The organism is Tepidiforma sp. (assembly GCF_026419595.1).
In the GTDB taxonomy this organism is placed as follows: Bacteria; Chloroflexota; Dehalococcoidia; order Tepidiformales; family Tepidiformaceae; genus Tepidiforma.
Genome location: NZ_JANZZD010000001.1, coordinates 60455 through 79743, shown reverse-complemented (window position 1 = coordinate 79743; position 19289 = coordinate 60455). Strand labels below are relative to the sequence as shown.

General features: G+C 71.2%; 21 protein-coding genes. 4 read left to right on the top strand and 17 right to left on the bottom strand.

Going from position 1 to position 19289, the window contains the following annotated elements; all coding sequences use genetic code 11:
• Positions 1–89: 89 nt before the first annotated feature.
• From N2041_RS00365 to N2041_RS00345, 5 genes are all read right to left on the bottom strand, one after another.
• Positions 90–2030 (bottom strand): alkaline phosphatase family protein, encoded by a 1941-nt coding sequence (locus tag N2041_RS00365; protein ID WP_297674730.1) that lies wholly within the window; start codon positions 2028–2030, stop codon positions 90–92.
• 64 nt (positions 2031–2094) lie between these two features.
• Positions 2095–2679 carry a carboxymuconolactone decarboxylase family protein gene (locus tag N2041_RS00360; RefSeq protein WP_297674728.1) on the bottom strand — a complete coding sequence of 195 codons (585 nt, stop codon included), beginning with the start codon at positions 2677–2679 and terminating at the stop codon, positions 2095–2097.
• A 31-nt stretch (positions 2680–2710) separates the two neighbouring features.
• Complete coding sequence (locus N2041_RS00355; RefSeq protein ID WP_297674725.1) at positions 2711–2869, bottom strand: hypothetical protein; 159 nt, start codon at positions 2867–2869, stop codon at positions 2711–2713.
• Positions 2869–4404, bottom strand: coding sequence for a diguanylate cyclase (locus tag N2041_RS00350; RefSeq protein ID WP_297674723.1), 1536 nt, complete (start codon positions 4402–4404; stop codon positions 2869–2871). The genes N2041_RS00355 and N2041_RS00350 overlap by 1 nt, the downstream gene beginning before the upstream one ends.
• Before the next feature lie 53 nt (positions 4405–4457).
• Positions 4458–5153: a metal-dependent transcriptional regulator gene (locus tag N2041_RS00345; protein WP_297674721.1), complete on the bottom strand. Its 696-nt coding sequence runs from the start codon at positions 5151–5153 to the stop codon at positions 4458–4460.
• Positions 5154–5233: 80 nt separating this feature from the next.
• Between N2041_RS00345 and N2041_RS00340 the strand changes: the two genes are divergently transcribed.
• Positions 5234–5797: a PadR family transcriptional regulator gene (locus N2041_RS00340; protein WP_297674719.1), complete on the top strand. Its 564-nt coding sequence runs from the start codon at positions 5234–5236 to the stop codon at positions 5795–5797.
• Positions 5798–5804: 7 nt separating this feature from the next.
• On the opposite strand, the gene N2041_RS00335 is transcribed toward N2041_RS00340, so the two are convergent.
• Entirely contained in the window at positions 5805–5990 is a 186-nt protein-coding gene (locus N2041_RS00335; RefSeq protein ID WP_297674717.1) for a hypothetical protein, read from the bottom strand.
• Positions 5991–6188: 198 nt separating this feature from the next.
• On the opposite strand from N2041_RS00335, the gene N2041_RS00330 reads away from it, so the two are divergent.
• Together N2041_RS00330 and N2041_RS00325 are read left to right on the top strand one after the other, a co-directional pair.
• Positions 6189–7232 (top strand): hypothetical protein, encoded by a 1044-nt coding sequence (locus N2041_RS00330; RefSeq protein WP_297674715.1) that lies wholly within the window; start codon positions 6189–6191, stop codon positions 7230–7232.
• Between the two features lie 72 nt (positions 7233–7304).
• Positions 7305–8525 (top strand): hypothetical protein, encoded by a 1221-nt coding sequence (locus N2041_RS00325; RefSeq protein ID WP_297674713.1) that lies wholly within the window; start codon positions 7305–7307, stop codon positions 8523–8525.
• Positions 8526–8584: 59 nt separating this feature from the next.
• Here the strand turns inward: N2041_RS00325 and N2041_RS00320 are convergent, their stop codons facing one another.
• Positions 8585–8845, bottom strand: coding sequence for a hypothetical protein (locus N2041_RS00320; protein ID WP_297674712.1), 261 nt, complete (start codon positions 8843–8845; stop codon positions 8585–8587).
• 356 nt (positions 8846–9201) lie between these two features.
• On the opposite strand from N2041_RS00320, the gene N2041_RS00315 reads away from it, so the two are divergent.
• Complete coding sequence (locus N2041_RS00315) at positions 9202–9897, top strand: class F sortase (RefSeq protein ID WP_297674710.1); 696 nt, start codon at positions 9202–9204, stop codon at positions 9895–9897.
• Here the strand turns inward: N2041_RS00315 and N2041_RS00310 are convergent.
• From N2041_RS00310 to N2041_RS00265, 10 genes are all read right to left on the bottom strand, one after another.
• On the bottom strand, positions 9890–11041 hold the full coding sequence (locus N2041_RS00310; protein WP_297674708.1) for a glycosyltransferase family 2 protein: 1152 nt from the start codon (positions 11039–11041) through the stop codon (positions 9890–9892). The genes N2041_RS00315 and N2041_RS00310 overlap by 8 nt on opposite strands.
• Positions 11042–11052: 11 nt before the next feature.
• A complete protein-coding gene (locus N2041_RS00305; protein WP_297674706.1) occupies positions 11053–11625 on the bottom strand; it encodes a glycerol-3-phosphate acyltransferase in 573 nt (190 codons plus the stop codon).
• On the bottom strand, positions 11622–12404 hold the full coding sequence (locus N2041_RS00300; protein WP_297674704.1) for a lycopene cyclase domain-containing protein: 783 nt from the start codon (positions 12402–12404) through the stop codon (positions 11622–11624). The genes N2041_RS00305 and N2041_RS00300 overlap by 4 nt, the downstream gene beginning before the upstream one ends.
• On the bottom strand, positions 12401–13702 hold the full coding sequence (locus N2041_RS00295) for a cytochrome P450 (RefSeq protein WP_297674702.1): 1302 nt from the start codon (positions 13700–13702) through the stop codon (positions 12401–12403). Before N2041_RS00295 ends, N2041_RS00300 begins: the two co-directional genes overlap by 4 nt.
• Positions 13699–14556, bottom strand: coding sequence for a UV DNA damage repair endonuclease UvsE (gene uvsE, locus N2041_RS00290; RefSeq protein ID WP_297674699.1), 858 nt, complete (start codon positions 14554–14556; stop codon positions 13699–13701). The genes N2041_RS00295 and uvsE overlap by 4 nt, the downstream gene beginning before the upstream one ends.
• Positions 14553–16085: a phytoene desaturase gene (locus N2041_RS00285; RefSeq protein WP_367187661.1), complete on the bottom strand. Its 1533-nt coding sequence runs from the start codon at positions 16083–16085 to the stop codon at positions 14553–14555. Before N2041_RS00285 ends, uvsE begins: the two co-directional genes overlap by 4 nt.
• Positions 16040–17014: a phytoene/squalene synthase family protein gene (locus tag N2041_RS00280; RefSeq protein WP_297674695.1), complete on the bottom strand. Its 975-nt coding sequence runs from the start codon at positions 17012–17014 to the stop codon at positions 16040–16042. The genes N2041_RS00285 and N2041_RS00280 overlap by 46 nt, the downstream gene beginning before the upstream one ends.
• Positions 17015–17067: 53 nt before the next feature.
• Positions 17068–17670, bottom strand: coding sequence for a GNAT family N-acetyltransferase (locus tag N2041_RS00275; protein ID WP_297674693.1), 603 nt, complete (start codon positions 17668–17670; stop codon positions 17068–17070).
• Positions 17667–18743 carry an alpha/beta fold hydrolase gene (locus N2041_RS00270; RefSeq protein WP_297674691.1) on the bottom strand — a complete coding sequence of 359 codons (1077 nt, stop codon included), beginning with the start codon at positions 18741–18743 and terminating at the stop codon, positions 17667–17669. Before N2041_RS00270 ends, N2041_RS00275 begins: the two co-directional genes overlap by 4 nt.
• A 126-nt stretch (positions 18744–18869) precedes the next feature.
• Entirely contained in the window at positions 18870–19259 is a 390-nt protein-coding gene (locus N2041_RS00265; RefSeq protein ID WP_297674689.1) for a poly(R)-hydroxyalkanoic acid synthase subunit PhaE, read from the bottom strand.
• Positions 19260–19289: the final 30 nt, after the last annotated feature.

Sequence of the window (19289 nt, the reverse complement as noted above, 5' to 3'; positions counted from 1 at the left end):
CGGCTGCGAACGCAACTGTCTTATCTACCGTGCACGTGAAGGTGAGGCAAGCGGCCAGTCACGCCGCCTCGATCTCCGCCACCCGCCCCTCACCCGGCCCCGTAGAGCACCTCGCGCAGGTCGATGCACACGTTCGAACCGTCCAGCCGGACGTGCCGCGGGTTGAACCCCTCAGCGTGGACCGCCGCGAGCAGCTCCCGCGGCTCCAGCTCGGCCGGCACCGCGCACGCCGCCAGCCCGTTCTCGTCCGTCCGCACCCGCGCCACGAGGCCGTCCTTCCGGTCCGTCACGACGACCTCCGCCCCGGCGACTGGCAGGTACTTGCCGTGCTCGTCGGCGTCGTTGTCCATCACCGCGAACCGCGCGGACCGGCCGTCATGCGTCACCTCGACCTCCACCCGCAGGTCGCGCAGGTAGATGCACGGCTCCGCGGTCACCGCCGCCATCCCGTCCCGCTGCGGGATGCGCGAGGGATTCGCCCGCAGCTCGATGTTCTGCGTTGCCATCCCGTGGTCCGTCGTGACGATGAACAGCGTCGTCTCGAACAGCCCCCGTTCCTCGAGCGTCCGCAGGATGTGGCCGATGCGCCGGTCCGTCTCGTCGAGCGCCGCCCGCGCGCCCTCGTGGTGCGGCCCGTAGTCGTGCGCCGAGCTGTCCGGCTGGGCGAACTCGTGGAACACGAACACCGGCGCCGGGTGGCTCTCGTCGAGGAACAGCAGCCGCGCCTGCGCCAGCGCCCGGTTGTCGATCTGCCCCTGCAGCTTGTGCCCTTCCTCTTCCAGCTCCTCGAACCACCGCGGGCTGATCTCGTGCTCCGTCTCCTTCGTCAGCGCGATGAGCCGGCCGCGGTCGCCCACCAGCCGCCGCTCCAGTGAGGCATGGTCGGCCCCCCGGGTGCACGGCTCGTTGATCGACGCCGTGAACGCGCCCGGCCCGTAGACCCGCTTGAACGCCTCGTACAGCGTCTCGACGTCGTCGTTCAGGTATTTGCCCGTCTCGAATTGCTCGCCCTGCGGCGAAACCTGCCGCCGTTCGGCACGCAGGTAGTACGTCGGGTTCACGATGTCGTGGTGGCCGCTCCACGTGCCGGTGCCGATGGCGTTATGGCTCGGCCACGTGATGCTCGGGAAGTTCGTGATGCTCCCGTACTGCAGCATGCACCCCCGCTCGATGAGCCGCCGCAGGTTCGGGATCGCCCCCGGCTCCTGCTCCAGCCGGTACCGCAGCTCCGTGTGCGACTGCCCGTCGAGCAGGATGAGGTAGACCCGCTCCGGCCGGCCCGTGCTCTCGTCCAGCACTTCGTGGAGCACCCGCCCGTCCTGCCGCTTCAGGTAGACATCCGGCCCGGCGCCGCGTTCGCTCGAGGTCCGTCCCGTGATGTCCTTCCCGTCGATGAGCGGGAAGCCCATCAGGTGCGCGATCGTCGGCGCGATATCCACCTGCTTCGCCGGCGCATCGATCATCACTCCGCGCTTCACGCCCGGCCCCGAAAACACCAGCGGCGACCGCGACTGCACGACGTCGAGCGCCCCGTGCTGGCCCGGCTGGCGCCCGTAGGCGTAGCTCTTCGGGTTCACGATGAGGTCAGGCGCGTTCGGGCTGTCGAACAGCTGCGAAATCCGCTCGTACGCGTACGGGTAGGTCAGACGCTCCGGCTCGATGTACGCCTGCTGCACGTCCGCCGGGTTGCCGGCCGCCGCCATCTCCTCTTCGTACGTCGCCAGCGCCCGGTAGTCCTGCCGCGCCAGCGGGTTCTCGCCGATGACCTCCACGACCTCATACTCGTACCCGCCGCCCGGGGCATACCGCCGCACCCAGCGGACCATCCCCCGCAGGGCCCACGCCTCGTACCACCAGGTCCCGTCGCGCCCCTGCCGCGCCGTCGCCACGAAGTCCGTCCACGCGCGGCCGTCCTCCGTGGTCAGCAGCTTGTGGATGGCGAGGTTCCCGGATTCCTCCTGGAGAAGGTCGAGCCCCTGGCCCCCGGGCCGCTCCGGCCCAACCGACGTCTCGATGTCGACCATGGTCATCGCGCTACCTCCGCGGCGCAGTCAGCCGCGCCTCCAGCGTGCTCCCCGTTTCGCAAACATTCGGTTAGCCGTGCAGCTGCCAGCCCACGAACGGCTCTTCCAGCTCGACCTCCATCGCCGCGAGGAAGCGCGCCGTCATCCCGTAGAAGCCCGTCAGCAGGTTGACCCCGACGACCGTCCCGGCCGGCACGAGGGCCGCCAGGCGGTCGTGCACCTCCTGCGCGGGATGCCCCGAGGCATTCACCGCATCCACGTACTCGAGGATGGCCCGCTCGGTCTCGTTGAACAGCGGGCTCGTCTTCCAGTGGTGGAGCGCCACGATCTTCTCGTCGCTCAGTCCGGCCTGACGCCCGATCCGCACGTGCTGGTGCCATTCGTACTGGCTGTGGTGCAGGATCGCCGTCCGCAGGATGACGAGCTCCCGCGTTGCGACGTCCAGCCCGCAGTGGTTCCAGAGCCCGTTGCCCAGCCGCAGGTACGCCCGCCACGTCTCCGGGTTGTTCGCCATCACCCGGAAGATGTTCGGCACCTCCCGCCCCACGGCGTTCCGGTCCCACACGTACCGCAGCTCCTCGGGCAGGTCGTCCCGGGACATGAACGGAAGTCGCGCCATCGTCCGAACCCCCTCGCGCCGGCCATCCGCCGGCACGCGGGGAGTGTAGCCCGTCGGGCCGCCGCCTTCAGCTCCGCCGCCGGGCCGCCGCGATGACCGCGCCCGCTGCCGCGCCGGCACCGGCGGCCGTCCATCCCCCGGCCAGCATCCCCAGCGCCGCCCGTGCGCCCAGCTCGAACACGCACCAGCCGAGCATCAGCCAGGCCCCCGCCTGCGCCGCGCGCATCACGCCGCCTGCCCCTGCGCGGCGTCCCCGGCGTTCCGCTCGATCATCCGCACGAACGCCTCGGCCAGCTCGGGGTCGAACTGCGTGCCCCGCCCGCGCAGGATCTCCTCGGCCGCCATCTCCAGCGTCAGCCCCTTCCGGTACGGCCGGTCCGTCGTCATCGCCGAGTACGCGTCCGCGATGCTGAACAGCCGGGTCGCGAGCGGCACCTCCGGCCCCTTCAGCCGCCCCGGGTAGCCCTCGCCGTCGAACCGCTCGTGGTGGTGCCGCACGAGGTTCACCACCGAATCGAGGTCCGTCACCGCCGCCGTGATCGCCGCCCCCATCACGGGATGCTCCTCCATCGCCCGCCGCTCCTCGATGGTGAGCGGCCCCGGCTTCCGCAGGATTTCGTCCGGCACCACGATCTTCCCGAGGTCGTGGATCGGCCCCCCGATGGCCAGCGCCTGCATCATCTCCTCGCCCAGCCCGAGGTCGCTGCCCAGCCGGATCGCCAGCTGCGTCGCATGGTCGCTGTGGAACCGCGTGTACGAATCCCGCCGGTCGATCGCCTTTACGAGGTTCCGCAGCGCCTTCACGTTCCCGGCCTTCAGCAGCGCCTCGTCCCGCGTGAGCGCCCGCTCCATGGCGGCGGTCACCATCCCGGGCGTCACCGCCTTGTCGAGGTACATCGCGTCCTCCGCCTCCGCCACGAGGTCGCGCGGCGATTGCCCCTCCCGCAGCGCGGCCACGCCGACCGAAATCCGCGTCGGCAGCGTGACCCGCGCCCCGTTGACCACCTCGATCTGCCCGATTGCGCGCCGCACCTTCTCCATCAGCCGCCGCGCCCGCTCCTCGCCGAGCCCCGGCAGCACCACGACGAACTCGTCGCCGCCGAACCGGCCGAACTGCGCCGGCGGCTCGATGTGCGCCGAGAGCGCCCGCACGACCCGCTGCAGCACGCGGTCGCCCTCCTCGTGCCCGACGAAGTCGTTCAGCAGCTTGAAGTTGTCGATGTCGAGGTACGCCACCGAGAGCGGCCGCTCGAGCTTCCTCGCCTGGAACACCGCATCGGCGAGGAACTCGTCGATGAACCGCCGGTTCGGGCACCCTGTCAGCGCATCGGTGTACGCGAGCTGCCGGTACACGGCTGCCTGCTCCGCAGCGATGTGCCGCGCCCGGTTGTCTGCCGCCTTGTTCAGCACGTGCCACAGGATCTCGGCATCGAACGGCTTCCCGAGGAAGTCGTCCGCCCCGGCCTTCATCGACCGCACCGCCGTGTCGACATCCACGAACCCGGTGATCGCGACGATCCCGGCCGCCGGCGCCAGCTTCCGGGCCTGCGCGATCACGTCCAGCCCCGACATGTCCGGCAGGCTGATATCCGACGCGACGGCGTCGAAGTGCCCAGCCGTCAGCTCGGCCACCGCCTCAGCGCCCGACTTCGCCAGCCGCACTTCCGAGAAGTGCTGCGCCAGAACTAGCTGGATGAGCCGCCCGAGCGCGGGGTCGTCCTCCACCACGAGGACCCGCATCGGCCCCCGCGTTTCGCGCAAATGCAACGGTTCCACGTAGAGGTTGTCGGCGCAAACCACCCCGGGATGAAGCGTTAACTGCGTGTTTCGGCCGCGGCGCCCCGGCCGGGCGGCACCACCCAGATCTTGTTCGCCACCGGCGTCCCCAGGACGACCCGCCGTTCGCCCACCCGGACCGTGATCGTCCCCCGGTAGGGCGCGACCTCCTCCACCACGACCTTCACGCCCGGCCGGATGCCCTCTTCATCGAAGAACTGGAGCAGCTGCTCGTCTTCTTCGTACACCCGGTCGATCTCGGCCTGTTGCCCCTCCTTCAGGTCGCCCAGCGTCACCATCGAGAGCTTCCGCGGCGCGCCCGGCCCCGGGATCGGGTAGCCGAAGGGGCTCTTCTGCGGCCGCCCCAGCATCTCGTACAGGTTCCGCTCCGTGATGTCCGAGATGCCGTGCTCCAGCAGGTGCGCCTCCTCGTACGCCCGCCACCAGTCCACCTTCAGGACGTCCGTCAGCAGGCACTCCGCCAGCCGGTGCCGCCGCACCATCTGCTCCGCCCGCCGGAACCCCTCCGGCGTCAGGTGGATGACCTTCTTCGCATCGATGTGCACGAGCCCGTCGCGCGTCAGCCGCTTCAGCATCCCCGCTACCGACGGCGGCGTAATTTCCAGCCGGTCCGCGAGCCGCACCGCGATGACGTCCTGCCCCTCGTCGTGGCTCATCCGGTAGATCGCCGTCAAATAGTCGTCACTTGCTACGTTCTTGACCTGTTTCGGCATGGCGCCACGATCATGGCACGCGCCGCCCTCCCGGGAAATTCCGCTGGCGCATCGCTGCTACAGCGCCCAAACTGCGCGTCATGTCCCTCCGATTCGCCATCCTGGGGCTGCTCACCGGCGGCGACCTCTCCGGCTACGAAATCACCCGCCGGTTCGAACAGTCGGTCGGCTACTTCTGGCACGCCCGCGCCCAGCAAATCTATCCCGAACTCGCCCGCCTCGAATCCGAAGGCCTCGTCGCCGGCCGCGCCGTCCAGCAAACGGGCAAACCCGATAAGCGCGTTTACGCCCTCACTCCTCGCGGCCTCGAGGAGCTGACCGCCTGGGTCGTCACGCCTTCCCCGCTCACGCTCACCAAGGACGAATTCCTCGTCAAAGTCTGGAGCTACGGCCTCGTCGAACCGGCCGCCGCCCTCGCGGCGCTCGCCGCTCACCGCCGCCAGCAGGAAGAGCGGCTTGCCGCCTACCGCGCCATCGAAGCCGCGTTCGAAGGCGCCGACCCGGCGGCCGTCCCGCCCGGCTTCCTCGGGCCCTACCTCACCCTCCGCGCGGGCATCGGGTTCGTCGAAGCGTTCCTCGCCTGGGCCGGCGAAGCAGAGCGCATCCTCCGCGCCCGCGCCGGCCTCCCGGCCCCGCCCGCGTAGCCGCCCCTCAGGCCGCCTTCCGGCTCGGCCGCCGCTCCAGCAGGTCCAGCCGAACCACGCCTTCTCCCGCGGGACTCCCGCCGAGGTACGCTGCGACGCAGGGCGGCACCCCGCCGTGCGCCGTCCAGCAGCGCTCGCAATGGCTCGCGCGCGTCGCCGCCGTAAAGGGACAGGCCTTCTCCATCCGTGTCATGCTCGTGTCCTCCCGGTGTCTACCACAGGTATCGGCCGCGCCAGTCCCGTAGAAAAGAGGTGACGGCCGCCTGCCGCCCGACAGGTTTCGAAGCTTCGCTCCGCCCAAATTTACCCCGCGGTAGCCAACTGGCTTCCAAAGCCCTTCGCCAAGATGTAGGCTATCGCGGACATAGACGCCGGCCCCAGGAGTTCCCCCATGGCAGCCAACCCCGCGACCGAATCCAGCCTCGACCTGTCCTGGCTCGACCTTTACGAGGATGCCGCCTCCGCCGAGCCAGGGAAGAAGGGCCTCACCCTCAAAGAAATCAACCTCGGCCGCTACGCCGACTCCGCCCGCGGTGCCGGCGACATGACCTACCGCATGCGCGGCGCCATCCCGCGCCCCGGCGCCCAGCGCTTCGGCCCGAACTACCAGTCCAAGGCCGACGTCTGGTCCGAAAACTGCCTCATGCTGTACGAGGAGGCCACCCAGCGCCAGTGGAGCTCCGCCCGCGACATCCCCTGGGACACGCTCGAACCCCTGCCCGATGAGCTCGAGCGCGCCATGTGCCAGCTCGCCACCATGCTCACGGAGGTCGAATTCATCGCCGGCGACGTCCCCGGCCAGTGGATGCCCTTCGTCTCCGCCCAGGACTTCGAAGCCGGCCTCTTCCTCATGACCCAGATCATGGACGAGGCCCGCCACACCGACGTCTTCCGCAAGCGCGCCCTCGCCAACGGCGGCGGCCTCCTCGCCCAGGGCGCCGGCCTCGGCCTCCGCACCCTCATCGAAGCCCGCGACTTCACCGAGATGTCCGTCCTCATGCACGTCCAGGCCGAGGGATTCGTCCAGTCCATGTTCCGCATGGGCGAACTCATCGGGCAGACCGAAGCCGACAAGCGCATCTTCCGCATGAGCGCCCAGGACGAGTCGCGCCACCTCGCCTTCGGCGTCATGCACCTGAAGTACGTCCTCGATACCGAGCCCGAGCGCCGCGAGGAGATCCACCACTACCTGGACAAGGCCGAAGGCGATGCGGCCGGCGGCGGCTCCGGCGACGTCACCTTCCCGCCGGTCTTCGAAGCCCTCTGCATCCTCCTCGGCGGCGGCGTCGACAAGTTCGACGAAGGCCTCCAGAAGTTCCTCCTCCTCCGCAAGCGCCAGATCAACGAGTACGTCCACCGCCTCACCGTGGCCGGCCTCGGCGACCGCCGCGAGCGGCTCGGGCCGCTCATGGCCCAGTTCCTCGACCCGGCCTGACGCCGGCCGGCCGTCCGCGTTCCGCCGGGCCGCCCGCGCGGCCCCCAGACCCCATGCCCGGAGTCCTGCCCCATGTCCACCGGAGAGGCCCTCGCCCGCGCCGCCCAGGCCACCCAGGTCGAAATCCCCCAGGAAGCCCGCGATAAAGCCCGCGAACTCGGCTGGGAAGACGGCCTCATCGAACTCGCCCTCGCCAAGGGCCACTCCCTCCAGGTCATCTGGCAGGCCCTCCGCGCCGGCGTCGATGGCCAGCGCGCCAAAGAATTCCTCCAGGGCGGCCAGACCGCCATCCCCCGCGACCTCTCCTGGATGGAGGTCCCCACCGAATGGGGCATCCGCGCCCGCCCCAGCGACCCCGCCATGGGCCTCACCATCGCCGACCTCATGATCGGCACCTACGGCGACGTCCCGGATGTCTGGACCAACCGCTCGGAAATCGCCCGCGGCTCCTACCCCAACCCCATCGTCGAAGACATGGGGTACACCATCTTCGAAAAAGCCCTCGTCTGGGCCGACTGCTGCGTCCCCCTCTACGAAGAAGCCATCCGCGACCGCTGGGTCTCCGCCACCGACCTCAACTGGAACAGCCTCGAACCGCTCCCCCACGACCTCGAGCGCGCCGTCTGCCAGTTCATGACCGAACAGTCCGAGCGCGCCTACTTCACGGGTGCGCTCTGGTCCGGCTGGCTCCCGGAAATCTCTTACGGCTTCCTCGAACTCAAGCTCTTCCTCTCCACCATCATCTACGACCTCGCCCGCCACAGCGAGGCCTTCCGCAAGCGCGCCCTCTCGAATGGCGGCGGCCTCGGCCTCCAGGCCCCGACCGACTACTCCCGCGTCGCGAAGGAAGCCCGCTCCTTCCCCGAACTCGCGGCCATCCTCTTCGTCCAGGACTCGATGCTCTACACGCTCTTCTCCCATGGCGATGAGTTCGCCCAGAACGAGCTCGAGCGCGACCTCTACCGCTTCGTCGCCCGCGACCGCAAGCGCATGATGGACTACCACATCGAGCGCATGAAGCACATGCTCTTCAAGCTGCCCGACCGCCGCGACGAGCAGAACCTCTACCTCAACAAAGCCGAGTCCCGCATGGGCAAGGACTGGGCCGATCCCGCGGTGAGCGAGCCCCTCGCCATCCTCCTCGGCGGCGGCGTCGCCAACATCGAAGAAGGCAAGCGCAAACTCCGCGACCTCCGCAAGCTCCAGGTCGATAGCTACCTCGCCGACCTCCAGAAGGCGACCTTCATCCGCAAGCACATCAACGGCCGCCTCGAACAGGCCATCCAGGCCTGACGCCGCCGTCGACCGCAAGAAAGCAACCGGGGCTCCCCGAATTCGGGGAGCCCCGGCGTTTAGCGGCCCTGACCGCGCACCGCGGGCTCCTCGCGTGCGGCAGCTGCGCGCCCCGGTGCGGCCCGCTTTGCCGCCTGCGCTGCGGCCAGCGCCTCCGCAGCCTCAGCCGCGATGGCTGCCTCCCGGCGGCGTTCCCGCCGCAGCGCAGCCAGTGCCACCCGGTGGACGAATCCCGGCCGCCGCTCGACTTCGGCGCCGAGCGGCTTGCCCGTGATCCACGCGGTTTCCTGCACCGAATGCCCGTGCAACAGGTGCATCATGTCGATACCTCCCTGGAAAAAACCCTGGAAAAGTGACGTCAACGATGGACCAGCCGACGGTTCGCTTCGGCTGTCACTCGTGTGGCGAATCAGTGACGTGGAAAAGAAAAGCGCCGTACCTTTCGCGGTACGGCGCTACGCCGTCGTCTACGAAAGGTCGACCCCTACCCCGGGAATTCCTTCGCGAACCCGTCACGGGACGGGAGCTGATGCGTGCTCATGCGTACCATCGTCGACCTCCACGGCCACTTCGGCCCTTCGAAACCGTAGAATGAATGTACCGCCCAAAAGGTTACCCCGGCAGGGCCAATTTCGGTTCCATGCCGGGAACCACTCCGGGCCGCTACACTGGCGGCGTGCGCACAGGGTGCCGCCGCATCGTTCTCGCCGGGGCCGTGGCGCTGGTCGCCGGCATCGCCCTGCCCGCCGCAGCGGAGGCCCCCGCCGACCCGCCGCCGATGGCCGCAGCCCTCCGCTACATCGGCCGCGACCCCCTCACCGGCCTCCCTGCCCGCGTCGACGACCGCTTCATCGCCGCCTGGGACCGCGCCATCGAGCGGTACGGCCGCGATGCGGGCGAGCCCGTCCCCCCGCCTCCGCCCGGCCCGGTCGACGTCGCCGGCATCTCCATCCCTTCCATCGGCGTCCAGGACGCGCCGGTCATCCGCCTCGGCCTCGACGCCTACGGCCGCCTCGATGTCCCCCAGGACACCACCTCCGTCGGCTGGAACCCCGCCTACACCTCGCTGCCGGGCTCGGGCCGCTCCACCTTCTTCGCCGCCCACTACGAGTACGGCGGCCGGCCCGGCGTCTTCTTCCGCCTCGCAGCCCTCCAGCCGGGCGAATCCGTCGCCGTCGCGCTCACCGACGGGTCGATGCACACCTACCGCGTCGTCTCCGTGGTCGACTACCCGCTCGCGGCGATCGATATGGGCGCCCTCCTTGCCGGGCTCGAAGGCCGCGAAAGCGTCGTCCTCATGACGTGCAGCGGCCCCCCGGACGAGGGCAACTACCCGCTCCGGACCGTCGTCCTCGCCGAGCGCGTCAGCTGACCAGCCGCCGACCCTTCCACGCCGCCGTGCCCGCCCGCCAGGCCCGCAGCGACCGGGCCGCGGCCCACGCGCCCGCCGCCGCCGCGAGCGGGCCTTCGAAGGCCAGCCGCCACGGCAGCCCGAACCGTCGCGCCACGAGGTGCCACGTGAGCGCTCCCAGCGCCAGCTCCAGGGCCGGCGCCGCCGCCCGCCGCGGCCGCCCCCGGAGCAGCGCCGCCGCCCCGGCGGCAGCCGGCCACGCGAACGCCCGCACGAGCCACGCCCACGCGAACACGAACGGCAGCGCGCGCCCGCCCATCGCCGGGTAGAGGTTCTTTTCGAGCCCCGCGAAGGCCTCGCCGCTGCCCCGGTACATCCGGCAGCGGCTCACGCGCCAGCCGGCCGCGACCCGCCAGCGAAGCCCGGTCCGCGTCGCCAGCCGCGCGAACGCCATGTCCTCCGCGGCCTCGGCCCGCACGGCCGCGTGGCCGCTCAGCTTTCGGTACGCCTCGGCCCGGAACGCCAGCACCTGCCCTACTGCGCCCGCGGCCGGCGCGAACCCGAAGGTCTGCGCCGCGGCCGGCGAAAGGTGCGTCGTCAGCGCCCACGGGATGAGCGGCACGAGCCACCGCTCCGCCGCGCTGCCCAGGTCCTGCCCCGGCACCGCCGAGAGCATCGCGAGTCCGCCGCGCTCCATCGCTGCCGCGACCGCTGCCGCCATGCCCGGCGCGTGCCTCGTATCGGCGTCGGCGAACAGGAGCAGGTCGGCGTCGCCGGCGGCCGCCGCCAGCTGCGCACACGCCCACGGCTTCCCCATCCACCCGGGCGGCGGAGGTTCGCCGCTCAGCACCTCCAGCCGCCCATCCTCCCGCTGCAGTTTCCGAAGAATCTCCCCGGTCCCGTCCGTCGACCCATCGTCGAGCACGATGACGCGCAGGTCCGGCCAGTCCTGCGCCAGCAGCGAGGCGGCGCACGCTTCGATGTTCGCCGCCTCGTTGCGCGCAGGCACCAGCACCGCGATGCGCGGCAGCCACCGCACCGGCCGGTCCCCGGGCCGGAGGTCGATGACCCGGGACAGGTTCCAGCAGGTGTTCGCCACCACGGCGGCGAGATAGACGAGCACCCCCCGGTCGTCCCGGAACGCCCGCGCAGCGGCGCGCGCCATTCGCTGCAGGGTCATCGCGCCCGGAACGGCGGCCAGCCGAACTGCCGCCGGTAGGCCCACGCCAGCGAGGCCGTCGTGAGCACCCACGCCGCGGCGATCTCCCTCCGCCGCTGCGGCCGGTTCCAGAGCGCGACGAGCAGCGTCGGCGCCCCGGCGACCACGGCCCACCCTTCACGCAGCCGCAGCAGCCCGTACGCCGCCCCGAGCGCGCCGCCGAACGCCACCGCCGACCACGGCCCGCCGAGCGCCGTCCATGCGCCGAACGTCGGAGCGAGCCCCTTCCCGCCGCGTCCCGCGAGCAGCGGGCTCGTCCGGTGCCCGAGCACCGGCGCCGCCGCCGCGGCAACGAGCCCGGCCCCCCGTTCGCCCCGCCGCAGCGCCAGCGCGACCGGCAGCGCCGCCTTCGCCCAGTCCGCGACGGCTGCCGCCGTGCCGGCCGCCTTCCCGGCGCCTTTCCACGCGTTCGCCGCGCCCGGATTGCCGTCGCCGACCCGGCGGATGTCCGCCCCGCGAAGCCCGGCGGCCCAGGCTGCGAACGGCAGCATCCCGAGCGCATACCCGGCCAGCGCCCAGCCGCCCCTCATGCGCCCCGCCCCACAGCGCGCGCCGGCCGCAGCGCCGCCAGCATCGCCTGCGCCCGCTCCCGCCCTTCCGGCACGAGGAACAGCGTCAGCCCGAACGTCAGCAGCAGGTTGGTGACGAGAAAGAACACGAACTCCTCGATCGGCAGTCCGCCGGGCAGGAACACCCCGGTCGACGTCCGCTCCGTGATGTGCCAGGTCCCTGCCCCGATCGCGATCGTGTCGGCGAGCGCCAGGTACGCCGTCGGCACCGCGAAGCCGGGCAGCACCGTCCGCCACCGCCGAAGCAGGATGTCCGCGCCGAACCCGGCCTGCAGCGCGAGCGGCGGCAGCGCCCACGCGAGGATGAGTACGAGGTAGCGCAGCGACTCGGGCCCGGCGAGCATCGCCGCCCCGGCCGCCGCCCCGCCGAGCAGGACGACGACCCCAGCGGTCCGCGCCGTCCGTCCGTTCGCCCCGCTCGCCTTCGGCCCGCCGCCGCGCAGCAGCAGCCCGACCCACAGGCCGGTCATCACCGTCTGCAGCACGAAGAACGTGTACTCCTCGAGCGGCACCCACCCGAGCCGGATGCCCCACGTCCGCTCCTCAGGGTAGGTCCACGTCCCGGAGGCGACGAGGTAGTTGTCCCATGGCGTGGTGTAAACCACCGCGATGACGGCCAGCACGCCGATGCCCGCGGCCAGCTCCCGCAGCGGCGGCACCGGCCGCCACCGGAAGACCGCCGCCAGCAGCGTCACGATCGGCGGCAGCAGGTACAGCCCGAGGAACGCGCCGTAGGTCATCGCCGCCGCACCCTCAGCAGGCCGCCGCGCGGCTCCAGCGTCGCACCCATCGCGCCCCGCAGCGGCCGCCGCGTCACCGCGAGGTCGAACCGCTGCAGCAAGCGCGTCAGCACCAGCCGCGCCTCCAGGTTCGCGAACGCTGCACCGATGCAGTTGCGCGGCCCGCGCCCGAACGGGAGGTAGGTATACGGCCCCGGCGCGCCGCCCCCGTCGAGCCACCGGCCCGGGTCGAAGCGCTCCGGCGCGGCCCACGCCGCCGGGTCGCGCTGCGCGAGGAAATACGACAGCATCACCCGCTGCCCCTCCGGGATGGCGTACCCGTCCAGCTCCGTCTCCCGCAGCGCCCGCCGCCCGCCGACGTGGATCGGCGGCCACAGCCGCAGCGTCTCCTTCAGCACCGCGTCGATGACGGGGAGGTCGTCGCTCCGCAGCCCGGCCAGTTCCTCGCCGTCCGGGGCCTGCCGTGCTTCGCGGGTGGCGCGCGAAAGCCACTCGGGGCTCCGCGCCAGCAGGTGCAGCGCCCACGAGAGCTGCGCCGTGCTCGTGTCGTGCCCCGCGATCAGCATCGTCAGCGCGTGGTCCCGCACCTGCTCCTCGTCGAACCCCTCCAGCAGCAGGTCCAGCATCGTCGGCGGCTCGGCCGGCTGTCGCCTCCGCCCGGCGATGACGCCCCGCACGTGTTCCTCCAGCGGCCGCACTCCCCGCGGGACGCCGCCAGCGCGCCCCCGCAGCACCCACAGCCCCGGCCCGATGTACCGCAGCGCGGCCAGCAGCCCCGGCAGTGTCCGCTCCAGCTCCCCGCCCCGCAGGTCATACCCGAAGAACACCCGCTCGAAGCTCCGCCATGCGACCCGCCGCATCGCTTCGACCGCATCAATCCGGCCTTCCGCCGGCCATCCGTCCAGCTCCTCGTCGGTCACCGCCAGCACCGCCGGCGCGGCAGCCCGCAGCCGGGCCGGTTCGAACGCCGGCGCCATCGCCTGCCGCGCCCGGTCGTGCTCCTCGCCGTCCGTCACGAGGATGCTCCGCCGAAACAGCCGCGCCGCGGGGTCGCCCTCCGGCCGCCAGCTGAACTCCTCCCGCCGCTCGACGAGAGCCTCGCGCAGCCCCTGCGGCGAGGCCACCACCACCGGCCGGAACCGCCCGAAGCCGAGCTCGAACACGTTCCCGAGCCCCGCCCGCGCGATCTCGAGCGCCTCGTACAGGCCCGCCGTGCCGTGCCGCAGCGTCCGGAGCGCCCGCAGACCGTCCTTCGGGGCCAGCCCGTCCGTCCGGGGCGGCGCCTTCGCCCCGCTCATCCTGCGCGGGCCCCCAGCAGCGCGAAGACCGCCAGCTCCTTCGCCTTCGCCTCGACCATCACGTCCAGCGTGAGCCCGGCCCCGGCCTCGCGCAACCGTTCGAAGTCCCGCGCATCGACCATCTCCGCATGCGCCCCGGGCCGCGCTCCCGGCGCCTGGCTGGAAAGGTGCACCTTCTGCCGCGTCCGCCAGGTCGCTGCCGCCGCGGTCAGCGCCTCGCGCAGCGTCATCCCGCCCGGGTTCCAGCCGTGGTGCAGCGTGTCGACCACCACCGGGACGCCGAGCCGGCGCGCCGCCGGCAGCAAGTCGCGGACGCTCCACGTCCGCTCGTCGTTTTCGAGCGCGAGATACCGGAGCACCGCCTCCTCGTCCGCCAGCGCCGCCGTCAGCCGTTCGAGCGACCCCGCCGGCCCGCCGTGCAGCACGATGATGCCGTCCTCTGCGCCCGTCAGCTCGAGGATCCGCGCCGAATACCGGAGCTCCGCCAGCGATCGTTCGACCACCTCCGGCCGGCTGCTCCCCGGCTGCACGAACTGCCCGGGGTGCATCGAGAGCCGGATGCCCGCGGCCCGAGCCAGCGCGCCGACCGCCGCCAGCCGCTCCCCGTGGACCGCCGCCCAGTCGTACGGGAACGCCGGGTGCGAAGCGAACGGGATGACCTGCTGGCCGATGCGCAGCATGCCGATGCCGTGCGCGGCATTGAACCGCACCATCCGCTCGAGGTCGTCGAGGTTCGCCTCCGCCTTCTCCCGCGCCCGTTCGGCGGTCAGGTTCGCCAGCCGGAGCGTCCGGAGCGTCGTCGCGCCGAGCGTCCGGTTCTCGCAGAGGTAGCCGAACCGCCAGTCCGCGGTCACCCGTCCTCTTCCTCCGCGATGATCCGCTCGACCACCTTCGCCGACGAGAGCACACCCGGCACCCCCGCCCCCGGGTGCGTGCCTGCGCCGACGAAGTAGAGGTTGTCGATGTCCTCCGACCGGTTGTGCGGCCGGAACCACGCCGACTGCCACAGCGTCGGCTGCACGCTGAAGCCCGTGCCGAGGTAGGTGTTCAGGTTGTCGCGGAAGTGCCGCGGGTCGACCGTCCGCTCGACCACGATGTGGCTGCGCAGCCCCGGCAGGTACTCTCGTTCGAGGAACTCGAGGATAAGCTCCCGGTAGCGCGGCGCCATCCGCTCCCAGTCTGTCGGCGAGCCGAGATGCGGGACCGGCGAGAGCGCGTAGAACGCCTCGTGTCCCGGCGGCGCGCCGCTCGGGTCCGTCAGCGTCGGCACGTGCACGTAGAGCGAAAAATCCCGCGGCAGCCCCTTCGCCCGGAAGATGTCCCGGATGAGCCCCTTGTACCGCTCGCTCAGGATGATGTTGTGATGCACGAGCGGCGTATCCCGGTACTGCCGGTCGGTCCCGAAATACACCACGAACAGCGACATGCTGTAGGCCGTCAGCTTCCGGTAGCGCAGGTCCGAATTCCGCCAGCCGCGGTGCTCCGGGTCGATGAGCGAGAGGTACGCCTGCGGCACGTCCCCGTTGCAGATGACGCGGTCCGCCTCGAGCACCTCGCCGCTCTTCAGTTCGACCCCCGTCGCCCGCCGGCCGCGCACCCGGATGCGTGTCACCTCGGCGCCGAGCCGCACCTCGCCCCCCAGCTCCTCGAACAGCCGCACCAGCGCATCGACCAGCGCGCCGGTCCCGCCCTCCGCGTACCACACCCCCCACTCCCGCTCGAGGTGGTGGATCATCGCGTAGATCGACGACGCTACGAACGGGTTCCCCCCGATGAGCAGCGGGTGGAACGTGAAGCAGCGCCGCAGGAACGGGTCTTCGATGTACTGCGACACGAACCCGTACACCGAGCGGTACGACTTCAGCCGAATGAGGTCGGGCGCCACGTGCAGCATGTCCGCCGCGTGGAGGAACGGCGCATCCGCGAGCTCGACGAAGCCCTTCTGGAAAATCGCGCGGCTCGCCTCGAGGAACCCCCGGTACCCCTCGATGTCCCGCGGGTTCCACCGCGCAATCTGCGCTGCCACATCGTCGAAGTCGCCGTTGTATTCGAACCAGCGCCCCTTCGCATCGAAAATCCGGTAGAACGGGTCCACCGGGATGAGCCGGGCGTAGTCCTCGAATCTTCGCCCTGCGAGCGCGAACAGCTCTTCGAACAGGAATGGGGCCGTGATGACGGTCGGCCCGCCGTCGAACCGGAAGCCGCCGGCCTCGACCGGCGCGGCGCGGCCGCCCGCGCGCGGCTGCTTCTCCACCAGCGTCACCCGGTGGCCGCGGGCGGCCATCCGCACCGCCGCCGCGAGCCCGCCGAAGCCGCTCCCGATGACGACGGTCCGGCTCACACGCCCTCCCCGGCAGCCGCGGGAGCCCGGAACGCCCGCCATGCCGCCAGCGGCAGGAGCGCCGCGCGGCGCCAGCCGGGCACGGTCGCCCGCCCGCGGAAGACGTCGTAGCCCCGCCGCTCGATGTCGTCGAGGATGCGCGAGTACAGCTCCAGCGCCGCCGTGACGGCCAGCCGGCCGTCCCGGTTCAGCAGGCCTACCCCCGGCCGCGCGCCTGCGTACAGCGCCCGCGCCCGCGCGAGCTGGAACTGCATGAACGACCGCCACTGCTCGTCGACGCGCCCCTCCTCGAGGTGTCGTTCGGTCACTCCGAACCGCGCCATCTCGTCCCGCGGCAGGTAGACCCGCCCGTTCTGCCAGTCCTCCGCGACGTCGCGCAGCACGTTGGTCAGCTGCATCGCCACGCCGAGCCGGATGGCGTAGAGCGCCGGGTCGCCCCGGCTCCCGATGATCCGCATCGACATCAGCCCGACCGTCGACGCGACCCCATAGCAGTACCGCGCCAGCGCCGGGAAGTCATCGAACCCGCGATGCCGCAGGTCGTCCGCGAGGGCCTCGACCAGCTGTGCGGGCAGGTGCGGCGGAATGGCGTACGCCTCGCGCGTGGCCGCCCACGCCCGGAGCACCGGGTCGCCGTCAGCGCCGCCCTCGCCCGTGCCCGCTGCGCCCCAGGCGCGCAGCCGCGCCTCCCGCTCCTCGCCCGGCTCGTCGACGATATCGTCCGCCACCCGGCAAAAGGCGTAGAGGGCGCGGACCGCCCTCCGCTTCGCCGCGGGCAGCAGCCGGGTCGCCGCGTAGAACGTCCGGCTGTGCGCTTTCGTGATCGCGTCGCAGCAGGCGAAATCCCCCGGCCCGGCTGCTGGCGCGGCCCTGTCCCTGTGGGCCGGCGTGAAGCCCTCCCCCTGCGCGAGCGCCAGCAGCTCGCCCTCCCAGGGCGCCAGCTTCTGCCCGGCCTGGCTGTCGGCGTCCACCTCCCCAGCCTACCCGGCCGCCGGGAGCGCCCGGTGTAAGCCGCCCGGGCCGGTCATCGGCCGCCCAGCGCCTCCGCCACCCCGTACGCCGAGCGCACCGCTTCGAACCGCGCGACGTCGTGGCTCAGCACGAGCAGGTCGTGCTTGTTCCCGTCGCGGTCCTTCACCTGGTCCCGCAGCAGCGCCTCCGGCCGGAAGCCCAGCCCTTCGAACGTCGCGATCGCGCCCTTCTGGTCGAGCGTCATCTGCGCGATCATCTTCTCGATGCCGAGGCCGAGCGCATTCGCGAACGCCTCCTGCGTCAGCAGCCGCCCCAGGCCCTTGCCGCGCCACGCCTCCGCGACCGTCACCCGCAGTTCGGCCACGTGCGCCGTCCACCGCAGCGAATTCCGGTGAATCGTCGCGTACCCCGCCACCTCGCCGTCGGCTTCCGCCAGGATGGTCAGGATCTCGCCCCGCGCGATCTCGGCAATCCAGTCGTCCACCGCCTCCGGCTGGGTGATGTCCCGCCGCAGGAAGAGCAGGTCGTGTTCCGGCAGCTTCCGCGCGAAGGCGAGCACCGCCTCGCGGTCGCCGGGCTCCATCGGCCGGAGCGTCACCCGCTGCCCCCCGATGTCATGGTGGACCGGGTAGGTTCGAACCGTTTCGACCGTCATACCGAACGCTCCGCGAGCCAGGATTCGAGCTGTGGCCACAGACGATAGATGGCGTTGCCCCCGGCCACAAGGCTCACGTGCCCGCCCTTCAGCATCACTTCCCGCTTGTCCTCGCTCCCGATGAGCGGCACCAGCGGCCGCGCCGAATCGTACGGCACGATGTGGTCGTGCTCCGCCACCACGTGCAGGAACGGCACCCTGATCGCGCCGAGGTCCACCCGCCGTCCGCCGACCTCCAGCTCGTTCCGCACCATCCGGTTTTCCCACATGAACTGCTTCGTGAATTGCCGGAAGCACTCCCCCGGGAACGGGATCTGGTCCGCCGCCCACCGCTCGAACAGCCGGTACGACCGCACGAAATCATCGTTCCACAGGTTGTCCCAGAGCTGGATGTTCTTCGCCACCCGCTGCGCCGGCTTCAGCATGTCGAACGACGCGTAGATCAGCTCCGGCGGCACGTTCCCCAGCGTGTCGACTACCCGGTCGACGTCGAAGTACCGCGGGTCGAGCCACCGCTTGAAGAGCACCATCCCGTCCGAATCGACCGGTGTCGTGAAGCAGGCGAGGTTCTTCAGCGGCCCGCCGGTGTGGAGCGCCGCGTACATCGTCGAAAGCTGGCCGCCCATGCAGTAGCCGACCAGTGAAATCTCCCGCTCGCCCGAATCCTCCAGCACCCGCTCCACACAGTCCGGGATGAAGTCGAGCACGTAATCCTCGAGCCGAAGCCGGGCATCCTCCGGCCGCGGCACCCCCCAGTCGATCATGTACACGTCGAACCCCCGCTTCACGAGGAATTCGACGAGGCTCTGCCCCGGCGCGAGGTCCAGGATGTACGGCTTGCTGACCAGCGACATCACGAGCATCACCGGCACCCGGTAGACCTCGTCCGATTGCGGCCGGTAGTGGTACAGCTTCAGCGTCCCCCGGCCGTGGATGACGTCCTTCGGTGTCAGCCCCACCGCCGGGTCGCCGGTCGAGATGTACTCGAGCCCCTTGATGCTCCGCTGGATCGCCCGCTCGACCTCCATGCGCACCCGGGCTTCGAGCGAAGCGTCGCCTGCCGGAGCAGTCATCGAACCACCCTCCTCACGGGCATGCAGCAGCGTGCGCCGAAGTGTACTCCCCGCGCCTGCGCCGAACCATGACAACTTTGCGAAACGTCAATTAAATCTGCGTCACGCGGCGCAGACACCCGGGCGTCATTTCTCCGCGGTCGGCGGCTTCTTCGTCCGGGCCGGACGCTTCACGGCTGCCGCGCCGTTCTCCGCCGCTGCCGACGCCGCGGGTGCGGGCGCCTGCTTCGCCAGCATCCCCTCGATCCGGCCGAGGCGCTCCTCGATCGCGCTCAGCCGCTCGCCCAGGGCCAGCACCTCCTGCCGGCTCGGCATGTTCACCAGCTGCAGGTAGCGGCCCATCGTCTCGTTCATGCCCTTCTGCAGGTTCAGGTAGAAGTCCATGAACCGGCCCATCGCCTTGCTGAACTCATCCGTCGCCATCGCCTGGTTCAGGAAGGCGTTCCACTGGCGCTCCGATTGCGCCACCCACTCCCGCCACATCGCCAGCGGGTCCATCGTCTGCTTCTCGGCCATCTGCTGCCCTCCCCGGGTGGTTCGAAGTGC

What these genes read in the sequence shown, in the direction of transcription:
- N2041_RS00330 (WP_297674715.1), top strand. Translation starts at nt 6,189, where the DNA reads ATGGCAGCCAACCCCGCGACCGAATCCAGCCTCGACCTGTCCTGGCTC.
- N2041_RS00325 (WP_297674713.1), top strand. Translation starts at nt 7,305, where the DNA reads ATGTCCACCGGAGAGGCCCTCGCCCGCGCCGCCCAGGCCACCCAGGTC.
- N2041_RS00295 (WP_297674702.1), bottom strand. Translation starts at nt 13,702, where the DNA reads ATGAGCGGGGCGAAGGCGCCGCCCCGGACGGACGGGCTGGCCCCGAAG.
- N2041_RS00320 (WP_297674712.1), bottom strand. Translation starts at nt 8,845, where the DNA reads ATGATGCACCTGTTGCACGGGCATTCGGTGCAGGAAACCGCGTGGATC.
- N2041_RS00345 (WP_297674721.1), bottom strand. Translation starts at nt 5,153, where the DNA reads ATGCCGAAACAGGTCAAGAACGTAGCAAGTGACGACTATTTGACGGCG.
- N2041_RS00305 (WP_297674706.1), bottom strand. Translation starts at nt 11,625, where the DNA reads ATGAGGGGCGGCTGGGCGCTGGCCGGGTATGCGCTCGGGATGCTGCCG.
- N2041_RS00300 (WP_297674704.1), bottom strand. Translation starts at nt 12,404, where the DNA reads ATGACCTACGGCGCGTTCCTCGGGCTGTACCTGCTGCCGCCGATCGTG.
- N2041_RS00310 (WP_297674708.1), bottom strand. Translation starts at nt 11,041, where the DNA reads ATGGCGCGCGCCGCTGCGCGGGCGTTCCGGGACGACCGGGGGGTGCTC.
- N2041_RS00340 (WP_297674719.1), top strand. Translation starts at nt 5,234, where the DNA reads ATGTCCCTCCGATTCGCCATCCTGGGGCTGCTCACCGGCGGCGACCTC.
- N2041_RS00355 (WP_297674725.1), bottom strand. Translation starts at nt 2,869, where the DNA reads ATGCGCGCGGCGCAGGCGGGGGCCTGGCTGATGCTCGGCTGGTGCGTG.
- N2041_RS00365 (WP_297674730.1), bottom strand. Translation starts at nt 2,030, where the DNA reads ATGACCATGGTCGACATCGAGACGTCGGTTGGGCCGGAGCGGCCCGGG.
- N2041_RS00270 (WP_297674691.1), bottom strand. Translation starts at nt 18,743, where the DNA reads ATGACTGCTCCGGCAGGCGACGCTTCGCTCGAAGCCCGGGTGCGCATG.
- N2041_RS00335 (WP_297674717.1), bottom strand. Translation starts at nt 5,990, where the DNA reads ATGACACGGATGGAGAAGGCCTGTCCCTTTACGGCGGCGACGCGCGCG.
- N2041_RS00265 (WP_297674689.1), bottom strand. Translation starts at nt 19,259, where the DNA reads ATGGCCGAGAAGCAGACGATGGACCCGCTGGCGATGTGGCGGGAGTGG.
- N2041_RS00275 (WP_297674693.1), bottom strand. Translation starts at nt 17,670, where the DNA reads ATGACGGTCGAAACGGTTCGAACCTACCCGGTCCACCATGACATCGGG.
- N2041_RS00285 (WP_367187661.1), bottom strand. Translation starts at nt 16,085, where the DNA reads ATGGCGGGCGTTCCGGGCTCCCGCGGCTGCCGGGGAGGGCGTGTGAGC.